The 15735-nt window shown below is 50.0% G+C and carries 2 protein-coding genes; both read right to left on the bottom strand.

From position 1 onward, the window contains the following. Positions 1-208: 208 nt before the first annotated feature. Positions 209-7780: an AAA family ATPase gene (locus tag ACOJUN_RS04210; RefSeq protein WP_422135421.1), complete on the bottom strand. Its 7572-nt coding sequence runs from the start codon at positions 7778-7780 to the stop codon at positions 209-211. A 358-nt stretch (positions 7781-8138) separates the two neighbouring features. Further along, positions 8139-15731 (bottom strand): AAA family ATPase, encoded by a 7593-nt coding sequence (locus ACOJUN_RS04215; protein WP_422135422.1) that lies wholly within the window; start codon positions 15729-15731, stop codon positions 8139-8141. Positions 15732-15735: the final 4 nt, after the last annotated feature.

Consider the following 15735-nt stretch of genomic DNA (forward strand, 5'->3'; position numbering starts at 1 on the left):
CCTTTAGATAGTACGGAAGTTCCTTTTTGGCGGTCAGCCGTGACGATTAAACGCTGTCAACGATTGCCAACAGTGGTGGTGAGTCAGTGTGGATTTGCGCCTTCGCGAGAATGACGGGGGTGAAGGCGGGAACCAGAGCTTTGCCACACCCTCCTTCGAGGGTGTTGGGGAGGGTGTCAACATGGTCATCAACATGGTCAAACGGTTATCATGTATCCAATGCGTCACTCATCGAATTCAAGTCCAGGCTGTTCAAAAACTCTTCGGCAATTTTTGTCAGCTCATCGGATTTGAGCACCAGAGCTTTGCTGACGTTGAGTGCCTGCCGCAAGTAGTCATCCTTAATGGATTTCTCAAACAAGGGAGCGTGATTCGTTTCAGACATCATGGTATCCAGCTCTTCGGGTGAGGAGGGATCATGAGCGCCATAATTGCCTCTACTAAAATAGATATCCCAGAAGTTTGAATTGGCCCAACAATACGATAAACAACCCCCTTTCGAGTGTGTCAATTCGTACAGAAAATAACTGAAGGCCTGCGTAATTGCTTCCTCGCACTTGTGTTTTAAATTATCCACAAGTTTTTCCTCCTCCTCTGATATTTTATGGGACTCTGCAATGGATTTGTATTCGCTATTAAGCTCAGCCTCTTTTTGCTCAATTAGATTGTTAATTGCCTCTGGAGTTAATAGGCGACCGGAAAGAAAAAGCGTCTTCATCTGATTTTGCACATCATTCAGAAATTGCTTGCGATGGTGGGTTTCTTCTTTTTTGAGCGCTTCATATTGATTGATTTTTTTCGATAACTGCTTCAAGCCCGGGCTATTCTCCATTTTATGTTGGAGCAGGGCTTGGGTCTTTTCAGCAAATGCTGTGTCGTCCCAGAGAGGTTTCCCAATGACAATTACCGGACGGTGGTTCGCCTGGCCCGAGATTAGCTGCTTAAATGCAGGGTTGTGCAACAGCATTCGTTCTATATCCGGAATGCCCTCAGGTTCGTCCGTCCAGGCTTCCTGTAAAGATGAATCGGCAATATTACGTTTAAGGAATGACGAACATCCATCATAACCCTGAGTGATGAAAAAGTTAGTGGTACCACTTCTTGCCTTTTGTAACCCTTTATAAAACAACTGCCATTCCTGGCTATTTTTTTCCCTGGACAAGAACTCCGTATACCACTTTTTCCGGCAGTGGGCGGCTTTGACCTTCAGTTCATCGACGTCTTCCAGACGCACCAATAGCTGATGAAGCTCACGGGGCAGCGAAAAGTTCTTCTTATCGATTGGCAGTGGGTCCAGCCAACCCAATTCCATGGCTTCACGGGCAAAGTGAATAAACGAAGGTTTGGTTAGGTCACTGTCTTCCAGTATTTTCACTATGAATCTGTGCCACTGGTGTGGGTTTGCTCCGGCCTGATCAATCATTTTTGAGTGGAGCGACCTGAGCGGTTCAGTGATCTGATCTTCATCGCTGTTGGACAATATCTGTTTGGCCGTCTCTGACATCGATTGATAAATATACCAATCGTTGTCAATCACATTAAGGTCCCACGGCTTCTCGAAATAGCTCAGTGCGTCTGTCCCCAGCAGCTCTATCAAGGAGACTCCCATGGAAAAGCCGGTTAAATCATTTCTCTCCCAGAGGTTCCTGATGATGTTGGAGAAACTCAGATTTGCTTCTGGCCAGGCACTGAGGTTATCAAGGTTTTTTTTCAGTTCCCCGAGGCTCATAACACAAGCCTTAGCCAGAGCTTGCTGGTGTGCTGAATCAGCACCTTTCAGGAGAGCTTTCAGATGTCCTTTAATCTTTCTTGAAACAGCGCCGGGATCATCGACCTGCCTGGTGAGCTGGAAATTATAGGTGATTTTTGTCGTAACCCCTTTTGCCCCGCCCAGAGACACCGATTCCCAAGTTTGGCCTTTATTCAGGGAATACTCGGCAAAGCCGTGAGTGTAGTTTCTAACATACCGACATGGAATTCCGAAATAACGACAAAGAGCTACAAAAACAGCCGTACGATGACTACAGCGACCTTGCCGCTGTGTTACCAGGAATCGAAAGAAATTTTCATTTTCCTCTGGTCTGGCCTTACCGGAAAACTGTTTGCAATACTCCTTGATTGCCTTAATGCGTTGTTTCGTGTCATGGGCGTCCGCTATTTTCCGCAATGGTTCACGTATTTCGGATGGTTGTTGGTCAATGGCCGTAAACACTCCGTGCAGTACTTTTTTCATTCCTTCTGAACAGTGGGTGTCAAACCTTGTTGGTGGATCTCTCAGGGCTTCTTTAACCGATGATTTTTTGTCCGGTTCTCTGGTTTCTACGACATAAGCCACCTCAATTCTCTGGTTGGCTCTGGCCTCCGGAACGTACAGTGTGTGAAGTCCGGTATAGCCACCCCTGACCAGAGTAAATGCCATATCGCCTTCGATACGCAGGGCGACGATATAGTCGTCAGGTGTCAGGCTGGGCAATGCAAATTCGCCATTCTTCGATGACCATTTAAAAGTCGCCAGCGTTTGATTGCTGGCTAATGTCACTTCCTGATTATGTCCCGGCAACCTTGCAGGCATGAGGGTTTCAATCCTCTGCATCTGTTGATCACTGATCTCGAGCTTTTCGATGTCGCCCTTGGCGGTCACATTAATATCATCTAACCAAAAGCGATACATATCGGAAGAAGTTTTCTCCGTGTCAAAAACTATATGGTCTTCATGATGTCTTGGCTCGCAGTTTTCATAGTCCGTGTCCCAGTTCAACGGTGAAACGTGTTTCCAGTAGACTGCCGGATCGTATTCTTCAGAATCGTCAACCCTGTGGTTCCGCTGACCACTTATCTGATTCCAAAACGCAGGCCACAATTGAACGACATCGGATTTCCATTTGCTTATCCACTGATCAGCCTTTTGAAGATAAGGCTGGGAAGCGGGTAATTTCAGCGTTTGTTCTTCTTCTGTCAGGAGAAATACGCTATTGGCGTCAATGCCAATCTGGTCAAACTCATGAACAAACCAGCCTTGCTGCCAGTGTCGGTAAAGTGCCCGGGTGAGAACATCGTCCGACTGATCGGGGTTCAGGGGAAGGCCGGATGCCTTCCACCTGGCCTGGGCCACCCTCTTGATGATTTCCGTTTTCGCTTCCTCTTTGTCCAGAAGCCTGTTAATGCGAATTTCATGGCGTTTTTCATTAATGCTGTTGCGGTCACTTTGTCGTATCAACCAAGGACGATCAATGCCCGATACCGTTTGGTAGAACCATTCGCTCAGCTCAGGATCAAGCGCTCCTTTAGCCATGACAGGAGCCGATGATTCTGGCAGTTCCTCCAGCGAGATATTGGCGGCCATCAGGTAAAGCCGGTAGTGCTGATTAAAGTATTGATGAACGGCTTTTTCGCTAAGGTCACCACCTCGGTTGATAGCTCTGGCAACATTCTGTAAATCAAGGCTGGTGGGCTGCAACGGCAGCTTTTTGCCTTGCAGGTGAGCCCTTAAAAGACAATGTTTTTCTGTCAGCTTTTTAGCGACGAATATCCCTTGTGAGGACTCTGGCAACACTTTTTCGGCAATGGTCTGTAATTCTGCCGGGTTGTACTGCCGGATCGGCAAATGTCTAAAACGCCCTTTCAGCGCCGGTGATAGGGGTTTTCGCCCGCTGTACTCAGGCGGGTTGATGGTGGCGAACAGGTGGAAGCCGGGATGGGCGTCACCGGCCAGAATATCGTTTAACTCTCCTTCCAGATGTTGGCTGTCGATCAGATTCATTTCTGAAATCACCACGATGCCGCCTTTAATTTTTGCCGTCTGTATCTTTTCGCACAGTTTGTCCCAGGAACAATCACAGGCATTCAGGTAATAGACTTCCGGCATGGACTCTCCCCGTCGCCTGGCCTCCTTTCTGACACTTTCAATCACCAGGTTCAGCGTGGCATCCTTACCTCGTCCGGCTGGGCCTTCAATCAGTGTCGCCTGACGACCGCCGTGTTTCCTGTCGTGATGACAAGCCTGCTGACAGCGGTTTAAATCCTGCTCAACCTGCTGCGCCAGTTCACGGACTGCCGATCCGGAGGTATCAAAGTCTGGTCGGATTTTTCTGCTGACTGTTCCGAAGGTCTGCTGAATATCTGACAGGGTCTTGTTGCGAACGCTTTCGCTCAGAGTGTTCTTCAGGTCGTAACGGGCAGCAAACCAGATTTCCAGTGCTGACAGGGCATCCTGATGAGTTTCGGCGATTTCGGGACCCAGTACATCCCGAAAACTTTGCTGGATCAAACTGTTTATTTGCGCACAGGTCACACTGCCGCGTGCGGGCTGAGCACGATCCAGATACCAACCCACCCAGCTGCAGATATCGGTTAAATCCCTGGGGGTAAACTCATGGTCGGGCAAGAGTTCCTGATAATACTGCCAGAGTGCCATCACACTTTTGCTGGCAATGTGTGCAATGTCGTTTATTTGATGCCGTTGTAAATGCTCGAGCAAAGCCGACTCCACCACTCTGTCGCGAAGAAAAGCCTGGTCCAGTTTTGGGTAGTAAGCTCTGGGCAGTCTCTCCTTCAGGGCCGGGTCCATGTGGCGCCCGGCGTAATGATCCGGGTTGCCGGTGAGAATCACCCGGTGTTTTGGGCCGACCTTGACAGGATGACCATTCACGTAAATACAGGGCTCCGGTTCCCATAAGCCGTTCAATGATGCCAGCAATCCGGTTTTAGCCAGGTTGGCTTCATCCAGAACCAGGGTGACATAGTGTCCATCCTCGTTGGACGGAGTCTTGGCCCATTCCATCAACGCCCGGTTTTGCTGCACCATAGAGCGGTCGCCATCAGCGTGTTGTCGCCACTGCCAGCGTTTCATCAGGGTCTGTTCGCTGTCGGAAGGACCAAGGGAAATCACTGAAGCTTGTCCCGAAGCCTTCGCCAATTTGGCGGAAAAGTAACTTTTCCCGGTGCCGGTTTCCCCCTCAAGGAATATAACGGGAGAGTCTGTCAGCCGGTCATGGAGTCGGGATAAACGACGGCTTTCACGATCTTCCTGACTCATCTCGCCATAATAAAGATCCCTGGCCAGTGCAGACAGGGGCTTATCAGCGGAACCCGTCCATTTCAGTGATTCAGACAGGCGATGTTCTATGCGTTCAATGCCTTCTGCTTTAGAGTTTGCTGTTCTGGCTATGTGAAAACAATCGCTGGCCAGGCCGTGGATGGCATCGGATCGGGTCTGCTCTGAGTGCAAAGGTAACTGCCAGCCGCAAGCCAGTGCATCTTGCAAACGTTTAATCTGTCTTGTTGGCTCAATGGCTAAGGATTGCCAGGGCTTTGTTGCCGCCGGATCAACTGCCAACCGATACGCTATAGCATCTCGTTGTTTTTCAGGCGCGTGGGCCAGGATCATGGCACAGAGCCTGTCCATAACGTCTTTTTCACCTTGCTCTGAAAATGGATTTTCATAGGACAGTTGTAATTCGGCATCTTTAAACACTGCCGGATCAAAGGCCCGGGCCAGTGACCACAGATTCTGCTTCACAAACGTTCTATCTAACTGCGGGGCGCTATTGATGATGGCAGCTAACTGATCCGGGTCTACCGAGGCGGCTCGATTCCTGTCAGGTAACAAGTGCCAACAAGCCACTTTCATAAAATCCCGTACTGACGGATGCTGCCGGGTGCCATGGGTGATGACGCTATTGATAGCCTTGCGCCAGTGGCAGGGCAGGAGCTGTGGGGAGTGGTCAACCTGCTGTGCCCGCCGGGCAGCCAGTATCAGGTTGTTCATCAACCCTTCCGTCATTTCTGGTAGCGGGTTACAAAGGCCGGCAGGTACAGTTTTAAACGCTTCGTAAAGTTTATGAAGCGCCTGTTCTGGCCGATCAGCCCAGGAGATATTATGCCTGACGGTACTGATACCCCAGAGACCGACTTCACCACAGGTCTCACCGGTGGCAATCATCGAATGAAATACTGAAGATGGGCTTTTTGCAGACTCAGGCCAGAGTATTTTCATACGGGCTTTCGGGTAGGCTTGTAATTGGCCATTCACCAGCAGAGGTTGCCCGGCAAACAGAGGTTCCAGAAGTTGCTGAAGGGTTGGATTCGTTTCCAGCCCCCGGAATACCACCGGCCTGCCAGAAATCAATGCCTTCTGAAAGTCACTCTGACATCGTCCAAAATGCGCCTTTTGTTCCGAGGCGATATGGATATTATCAAATAGCTGGCTGAAGCGGGTCTGTTCATTGACCTGAATGACCAGACGTGTGTTCCAGTAACGATAAACCCAATAATTTGCCTCGTCAGGTTGCTGATAAATGAGGGTATTAATGTCAGTTTGAGCCCTGATTTTTTCCTCCAGGTGACGTTTACTGGCCAGAGAGTCTTCATCGTTTTCTGCCAATCCCAAGGCTTTCGGCTGCTGTTTTGAATGAGCTACCTGAAGTCGGGGCTCCAGGCCGGTGGTCTCGCGAATCGTCTGCAATGAACCCAGCAAACGAAACCAGAGAGCCTCAGTAAGGGGAGACGTCACGGTGACGGCAGCACCGGCCCGAACCTGTTCCAGCAGGGAGGTATTGGGTACTGCATGGCCTTCCGGGGCGATGGCAATCGGGCTCAGCCATTGGCCAATATTACTTTGGTTAATAATGATCGGGTTGCCAGGTGCCTGTTCTTTATCAGATTTTGTGACACCCTGTTGTTCACGAGGGTGAGACAGGCTTTGAAACAGTGAATGAAGCTCGTCATTCCCTACCGGCATCTGATAAAACTGAACAGCGTCCGGTAACTGACAGATCTTGCCATTGCTCTCAAAGCACTGTTGCGCCAACATCTGTCGTATTGTCTGTTCAAAGGCCAGATCTTGCCAGTCGGCCCCTTTCAGAATCACCCGTTGTCCGCTTCTTAATGACTCAAGCCTGCCGGGGATATGCTGTATGCGTCCCTGTTTATTCACGCCGGGGCCGCCCAGCAGCAACTGCCGCCAGTTGTTGTGCAAATGACAGTCAATAAGAAGGGTATTGTCGTCGTCCATTGCGCTTTCGGCATAAGGGAGTTCAGCCAGTAGCGGAGGAACTTCGTCGATTTCCATCGCTGGGTCATTGCCGGTTTTTGCGTCGAACTGCCAGGTATTGTCCGGGCGATTAATTCGCCGCCAGAAGTCAGCCCCCGGTACGCCGGCCGCCGATGCGTCGTCAGGGCTGCCAACCGATCTCAACTGTTCAGGGTCTGCCAGCACCAACAGAGCAACATGCTTGCCCAGAGGCCGCTTCTCCTGGCTGACTTTGTCGTACAGACAGGGATTATCCGGGTCCAACAGGTCGTTAAATCTGGGCAGATCCTCGCTGGTGAGATTTCGGATATCGATCACCAGAGTTAATGGCTGTGAACCTTCAAACAGTTTGCCCGGATAAAGGGTGTGGCGACCCTCTTCGGAAATGCTCAGCCGGCTCACCAGGTTAGCCTGTGAGAGTTCATCGGGATGGGAAATAAGGGTGACATCCCGACGTTCATCGCAGGTCTGGGCAACTAAAAGCTGACGAACCTCATTATCACAGGTGACAAAACGAAAATCGAAGGCATGAGGGTTTTTGTGGAGTGAGGAATCCGTTGCGGATACGGTCCTCGCCCGGTCAGGTGACTTAATCCGGGGTGAGGATACATTGAGTCTGGCAATGACATCGGAGCAGATCTCGACATCATTTGCCGGTAATTCCAGCTTTGGTTTTTTGGCTGGTACAACATCGTCAGACGCGCCACTATCAAGAACCGATTTGTTTATTTCCCTGATCCGACCATCCATAGTCAATCTCCTTTCCTGATGTCCCTTGGAGGACTGTATTGAAATTACTTAATTATTTGACCTTGGGATGGGTTTAAAGTTCCATTTTAACTGTTACCCCTCTGCAGGGTTGTCCAGCCTGCTGTTCGGCTGCACTGAATCAGGTGCTCAGTTAATGTTTCCATTCCCGCGAAGGAGCTCGTCATTCCCGCGAAGGAACTCGTCATTCCCGCGAAGGCGGGAATCCAGGGCCAACAGTGGGACACCGCCTTCTCGAGGATGACAAGGCCAGGGCGAGTGCCGGGCAGTACGGTTCTGGTGGAGAGTCAGTGTGGATTCCCGCCTTCGCGGGAATGACGGGAGTGAAGCCGGTAATCATTCAGATATCAAATGCGTCACGGAGCGAATTCAAATTCACACTGTTCAAAAACTCTTCGGCAATTTTTGTCAGCTCATCAGATCTGAGCACCAGAGCGTTACTGACGTTGAGTGTCTGCCGCAAGTAGTCATCCTTAATGGATTTCTCAAACAAGGGATCGTTTATCGTTTGAGACATCATAGTATGCAGTTCTTCTGGTGAGGAGGGATCATGAGCGCCATAATTGCCTCTATGATGAAGATCTCCCCAGAGGCAGGAATTGGCCCAACAATACGATAAACAACTCCCTTTCGAGTGAGTCAATTCGTACAGAAAATAACTGAAGGCCTGCTTGATTTTTTTCTCGCACTGGTGTTTTAAATTATCAACAAGTTTTTTCTCCTCCTCTGATATTTCATGGGACTCTGCATTGGATTTGTAGTCTCTAAAGAGACCATTCTGTTTTTGCTCAACCATATTCATTATTGCGTCTGGAGTTGATGGGCCACCGGAAAGAAAAAGTGTGTTCAGCTGATTTTGCAAATCATTAAAAAATTGCTCACAACGGAGGTTATTTTCTTTTTTGAGCGCCTCATATTGATTGATTTTTTTCGATAACTGCTTCAAGCCCGGGCTATTCTCCATTTTATGTTGAAGCAGGGCTCGGGTCTTTTCATACATTGCTGTGTCATTCCAGAGAGGTTTCCCCATGACAATTACCGGACGGTGGTTCGCCTGGCCCGAGATTAGCTGCTTAAATGCAGGGTTGTGCAACAGCATTCGTTCTATATTCGGAATGCCGTCAGGCTCTTCCGTCCAGGCTTCCTGTAAAGATGAATCGGCCATTTTACGTTTAAGGAATGGCGAACATCCATCATGGCCCTGAGTGATGAAAACGCCATAGTTACCACTTCTTGCCCCTTGTAAGGTTTTATAATACAACTGCCAATCCTGACTATTTTTTTCCCTGGACAAGAACTCCTGATACCACTTTTTCTGGCAATGGGCGGCTCTAACCTTCAGTTCATCGACGTCTTCCAGACGCACCAATAGCTGATGAAGCTCACGGGGCAGTGAAGAGATGTACTCATTGATCGGCAGTGGGTCCAGCCAACCCGATTCCATGGCTTCACGGGCGAAGTTAATGACCGAAGGTTTGGTTAAGTCACTGTCTTCCAGTATCTTCACTATTGATCTCAGCCACTGGTGGGGGTTTGCTCCGGCCCGATCAATCATTTTTGAGTGGATCGACCTGAGCGGTTCAGTGACCTGATCTTCATCACTGTTGGACAATATTTGTTTGACCGCCTCCGACATCGATTGATAAATATGCCATTCGTTGTCAGTCACATTATCGCGCCATGGCTTCTCGAAATAGCTCAGTGCGTCTGTCCCCAGCAACTCTATCAACGAGACGCCCATGGAAAAACCGGTTAAATCATTTCTCTCCCAGAGGTTCCTGATGATGTTGGAGAAACTCAGATTCGCTTCTGGCCAGGCAGTGTGCGTATCAAGGTTTTTTTTCAGTTCCCCGGGGCTCATAACACAAGCCTTAGCCAGAGCTTGCTGTTGTGTTGAATCAGCACCTTTCAGGAGGGCTTTCAGGTGTCCTTTAATCTTCCTTGAAACAGTGCCGGGATCATCGAGCTGGATGATGGGCTGGAAATTGTAGGTGATTTCTGTTTTCTTTGATTTTGACCCGCCCAAAGACACCGACTCCCAGGTTCGGCCTTTATCCAGGGAATACTCGGCAAAGCTGTGAATATAGTTTCTAACTTTCCGACATGGAATCCCAAAATATCGACAAAGGGCTACAAAAACAGCCGCACGATGACTACAGTCACCTTGCCGCTGTGTTACCAGGAATTGAAAGAAATTTTCTGTGCGCTTTGGTTTAGATTTACCGGAAAACTGTTTGCAATACTCAGTGATTGCCTCAATGCGTTGTTTCGTGCCATGGGCGTCTGCTATTTTCCGCAATGGCTCACGTATTTCGGATGGTTGTTCGTCAATGGCCGTAAACACTCCGTCCAGTACTTTTTTCATCCCTTCTGAACAGTGGGTGTCAAACCTTACTGATCGTTCTCTTCGGGCTTCTTTAACCGATGATTTTTTGTCCGGTTCTCTGGTTTCTACGACATAAGCCACCTCAATACTCTGGTTGGCTCTGGCCTCCGGAATATAGAGTGTGTGAAGCCCGGTATAGCCACCCCTGACAAGGGTAAATGCCAAATCGGATTCGATACGCAGGGCGACGATATGGTCGTTAGGCGTCAGGCTGGGCAATGCAAATTCGCCATTCTTCGATGGCCATTTAAAAGTCGCTAGTATTTGATTGCTGGCTAATGTGACTTCCTGGCCATACTCCGGCAACTTTGCAGGCATGAGGGTTTCAACCCTCTGTAGCTGTTGATCACTGATCTCTAACAGTTCGATGTCACCCTCAGCAGTCACATTAATATCATCTAACCAAACGCGATACATAGTGGAAGAAAGTTTCTTCGTAGCAAAAACTATATGGTTTTCATGATGTCTTGGCTCGCAGTTCTCATAGTTCGTGTTCCACTTCAATGTAAAAACATCTTTCCAGTGGACTGCCGACTGGTATTCTTCAGCATAATCAACCCTGCGGTTCGGCTGAACACTTATCTGATTCCAAAACGCTGGCCACAATTGAACGACATCGGATTTCCATTTGTTTATGCGCTTCCTAGCCTCCTGAAGATAAGGCTGGGAAGCGGGCAATTTCAGCGTTTGTTCCTCTTCTTCCGTCAGGGGAAATACGCTATTGGCGTCAATGCCAGTCTGGTCAAACTCATGAACAAACCAGCTTTGCTGCCAGTGTCGGTAAAGTGCCCGGGTGAGAACATCGTCCGACTGATCCGGGTTCAGGGGAAGGCCGGATGCCTTCCACCTGGCCTGGGCCACCCTCTTGATAACTTCTGTTTTGGCTTCCTCTTTATCCAGAAGGGTATTGACACGAATTTCATGGCGTTTTTCATTAATGCTGTTGTGATCACTTTGACGTATCAACCACGGACGATCAATGCTCGATACCGTTTCGTAGAACCATTGACTCAGCTCAGTTTCAAGCGCTCCTTTACCCATGACAGGAACCGATGATTCTGGCAGTTCCTCCAGCGAGATATTGGCGGCCATCAGGTAAAGCCGGTAGTACTGATTGAGGCATTGATGGAGTGCTTGTTCGCTAAAGTCGCCACCTCGGTTGATAGCCCTGGCAACATTCTGTAAATCGAGGCTGGTGGGCTGCAACGGCAGCTTTTTGCCTTGCAGGTGTGCCCTTAAAAGACAATGTTTTTCTGTCAGCTTTTTAGCGACGAATGTCCCTTGTGAGGACTCTGGCAACACTTTTTCGGCAATGGTCTGTAATTCTGCCGGATTGTACTGCCGGATCGGCAAATGTCGAAAACGCCCTTTCAGCGCCGGTGATAGGGGTTTTCGCCCGCTGTACTCAGGTGGATTGATGGTGGCGAACAGGTGGAAGCCGGGATGGGCGTCGCCGGCCAGAATATCGTTTAACTCTCCTTCCAGATGTTGGCTGTCGATCAGATTCATTTCTGAAATCACCACGATGCCGCCTTTAATTTTTGCCGTCTGTATCTTTTCGCACAGTTTGTCCCAGGAACAATCACAGGCATTCAGGTAATAGACTTCCGGCATGGACTCACACCGTCGTTTAGCCTCCTCTCTGACAGTTTCAATCAACAGGTTCAGCGTCGCATCCTTGCCCCTTCCCGCCGGGCCTTCAATCAGTGTTGCCTGACGGCCGCCGTGTTTTTTGTCGTGATGATTAGCCTGCTGGCAGCGGCTTAAATCCTGCCCAAGCCGTTGCGCCAGTTCACGAACTGCCGATCCGGAGGTATCAAAGTCTGGTCGGATTTTTTCGCTGACTGTTCCGAATGTCTGCTGAATATCTGACAGGGTCTTGTTACGAACTCTGTCGCTCAGGGTGTTCTCCGGTTGGTAACGGGCAGCAAACCAGATTTCCAGTGCCGACAGGGCATCCTGATGAGTTTCAGTGATTTCCGGCCCCAGTAGGTCCCGAAAACTATGTTGGATCAAACTGTTTATTTGCGCACAGGTCACACTGCCGCGTGCGGGCTGAGCACGATCCAGATACCAACCCACCCAACTGCAGATATCGGTTAAATCTCTGGGAGTAAACTCATGGTCGGGCAAGAGTTCCTGATAATATTGCCAGAGCGCCATCACACTTTTGCTGGCACTGTGTGCAATGTCGTTTATTTGCTGCTCCAGCAGATGCCGTTGTAAATGATTGGCCAGAGCGGGTTCCACTACCCTGTCCCGAAGGAATGCCTGATCCAGGCGGGGGTAGTAAGCTCTGGGCAGTTTCTCTTTCAGGGCCGGGTCCATTCGGCGCCCGGCGTAATGATCCGGGTTACCGGTGAGAATCACCCGGTGTTTTGGGCCGACCTTGACAGGATGACCATTCACGTAAATGCAGGGTTCTGGTTCCCACAAGCCGTTTAATGATGCCAGTAATCCGGTTTTGGCCAGGTTGGCCTCATCCAGAACCAGAGTGACATAGTGTCCATCCTCGTAGGATGGAGTGTTGGCCCATTCCATCAACGCCCGGTTTTGCTGAAACATAGAGCGGTCGCCATCGGCGTGTTGTTGCCACTGCCAGCGTTCCATCAGGGTTTGTTCGCTGTCAGATGGTCCAAGAGAAATGACCGCAGCCTGTCCTGAAGCCTTCGCCATTTTGGCGGAAAAGTAACTTTTCCCAGTGCCGGTTTCTCCCTGGAGGAAGATAACGGGAGAGTCCGCAAACCGGTCATGGAGTCGGGATAAGCGACGACTTTCACGATCGTTCTGACTTATCTCGCCGTGATAAAGATCCTGGGCCAGTGCTGACAAAGGCATATCAGCGGAGCCCTCCCATGCCAGTGATTCAGACAGTCGATGTTTTATGCGTTCAATGCCTTCTGCCTCAGAATTCGCTGGTCTGGCCTTGCGAAAACAATCGCTGGCAAGGGCGAGGATGGCATCGGATCGAGTTTGCCCCAATGGCAGAGTTAACTGCCAGCCAGAAGCCAGTGCCGCGTGCAAACGCTTAATCTGTGCCGTTGGGCGGATGGCCAAACAGGGCGTTGCTGCTGCCGGATCGATTTCCAACTGATAGGCTATTGCCTCTCGATGTTCTTCAGGTGCATGGGCCATGATTATGGCACAGAGCTTGTCCAGAGCTTTTTCTTCAACCCATCCTTGAAACGGACTTTTATAGGACAGCTGTAATTCGGTACCTTTAAATACTGCCGGGTCAAAGGCTCTGGCCAATGACCACAGGTTTTGTTCCACAAACGCTCTATCCAACGGCAGGGCACTATTAATAATGGCATTTAACCGATCGGGGTCTACCGAGGCGACTTGATTCTCATCCGGCGTCTTATCCGGAAACAAGTGCCAACAGGCCACTTTCATAAAATCCCGTACTGATGGATTCTGCCGGGTGCCATGGGTGATGACGCTATTGACAGCTTTGCGCCAGTGGCAGGGCAGGAGTCGTAAGGACTGGTCAACCTGCTGTGCCCGCCGGGCAGCCAGTATCAGGTTGTTCATCAACCCTTCCGTCATTTCTGGTAGCGGGTTACAAAGGCCGGCAGGTACAGTTTTAAACGCTTCGTAAAGTTTATGAAGCGCCTGTTCTGGCCGATCAGCCCAGGAGATATTATGCCTGACGGTACTGATACCCCAGAGACCGACTTCACCACAGGTCTCACCGGTGGCAATCATCGAATGAAATACTGAAGATGGGCTTTTTGCAGACTCAGGCCAGAGTATTTTCATACGGGCTTTCGGGTAGGCTTGTAATTGGCCATTCACCAGCAGAGGTTGCCCGGCAAACAGAGGTTCCAGAAGTTGCTGAAGGGTTGGATTAGTTTCCAGCCCCCGGAATACCACCGGCCTGCCAGAAATCAATGCCTTCTGAAAGTCACTCTGACATCGTCCAAAATGCGCCTTTTGTTCCGAGGCGATATGGATATTATCAAATAGCTGGCTGAAGCGGGTCTGTTCATTGACCTGAATGACCAGACGTGTGTTCCAGTAACGATAAACCCAATAATTTGCCTCGTCAGGTTGCTGATAAATGAGGGTATTAATGTCAGTTTGAGCCCTGATTTTTTCCTCCAGGTGACGTTTACTGGCCAGAGAGTCTTCATCGTTTTCTGCCAATCCCAAGGCTTTCGGCTGTTGTTTTGAATGAGCTACCTGAAGTCGGGGCTCCAGGCCGGTGGTCTCGCGAATCGTCTGCAATGAACCCAGCAAACGAAACCAGAGAGCCTCAGTAAGGGGAGACGTCACGGTGACGGCAGCACCGGCCCGAACCTGTTCCAGCAGGGAGGTATTGGGTACTGCATGGCCTTCCGGGGCGATGGCAATCGGGCTCAGCCATTGGGCAATATTACTTTGGTTAATGATGATCGGGTTGCCAGGTGCCTGTTCTTTATCAGATTTTGTGACACCCTCTTGTTCACGAGGGTGAGACAGGCTTTGAAACAGTGAATGAAGCTCGTCATTCCCTACCGGCATCTGATAAAACTGAACAGCGTCCGGTAACTGACAGATCTTGCCATTGCTCTCAAAGCACTGTTGCGCCAGCAGCTGTCGTATTGTCTGTTCAAAGGCCAGATCTTGCCAGTCGGCCCCTTTCAGAATCACCCGTTGTCCGCTTCTTAATGACTCAAGCCTGCCGGGGATATGCTGTATGCGTCCCTGTTTATTCACGCCGGGGCCGCCCAGCAGCAACTGCCGCCAGTTGTTGTGCAAATGACAGTCAATAAGAAGGGTATTGTCGTCGTCCATTGCGCTTTCGGCATAAGGGAGTTCAGCCAGTAGCGGAGGAACTTCGTCGATTTCCATCGCTGGGTCATTGACGGTTTTTGCGTCGAACTGCCAGGTATTGTCCGGGCGATTAATTCGCCGCCAGAAGTCAGCCCCCGGTACGCCGGCCGCCGATGCGTCGTCAGGGCTGCCAACCGATCTCAACTGTTCAGGGTCTGCCAGGGCCAGCAGAGCAACATGCTCGCCCAGGGGGCGCTTCTTCTTGCTGACTTTGTCGAACAGACAGGGGTTATCCGGGTCCAGCAGGTCGTTAAATCTGGGCAGATCCTCGCTGGTGAGATTTCGGATATCGATCACCAGGGTCAATGGCTGTGAACCTTCAAACAGTTTGCCCGGATAAAGGGTGTGGCGACCCTCTTGGGAAATGCTCAGCCGGCTCACCAGGTTAGCCTGTGAGAGTTCATCGGGATGGGAAATAAGGGTGACATTCCGACGTTCATCGCAGGTCTGGGCAACTAAAAGCTGACGAACCTCATTATCATTGGTGACAAAACGAAAATCGAAGGCATGAGAGTTTTTGCGGACTGAGGAATCCGTTAAAGATACAGTTCTGGCACGGTCAGGTGACTTAATCCGGGGTGACGATACATTGAGTTTGACAATGACATCGGAGCAGATCTCGACATCATTTGCTGGTAATTCCAGCTTTGGTTTTTTGGCTGGTACGATAGCGTCAGACTCGCCACTATCAAGAACCGATTTGTTTATTTCCCTGATCCGACCATCCATAGTC

This window comes from Endozoicomonas sp. ALD040 (genome assembly GCF_049275945.1).
In the GTDB taxonomy this organism is placed as follows: Bacteria; Pseudomonadota; Gammaproteobacteria; order Pseudomonadales; family Endozoicomonadaceae; genus Endozoicomonas_A.

Bases quoted from the DNA above. Each gene is read 5' to 3' on its own strand.
- ACOJUN_RS04215 (WP_422135422.1), bottom strand. From the start codon at position 15,731: ATGGATGGTCGGATCAGGGAAATAAACAAATCGGTTCTTGATAGTGGC.
- ACOJUN_RS04210 (WP_422135421.1), bottom strand. From the start codon at position 7,780: ATGGATGGTCGGATCAGGGAAATAAACAAATCGGTTCTTGATAGTGGC.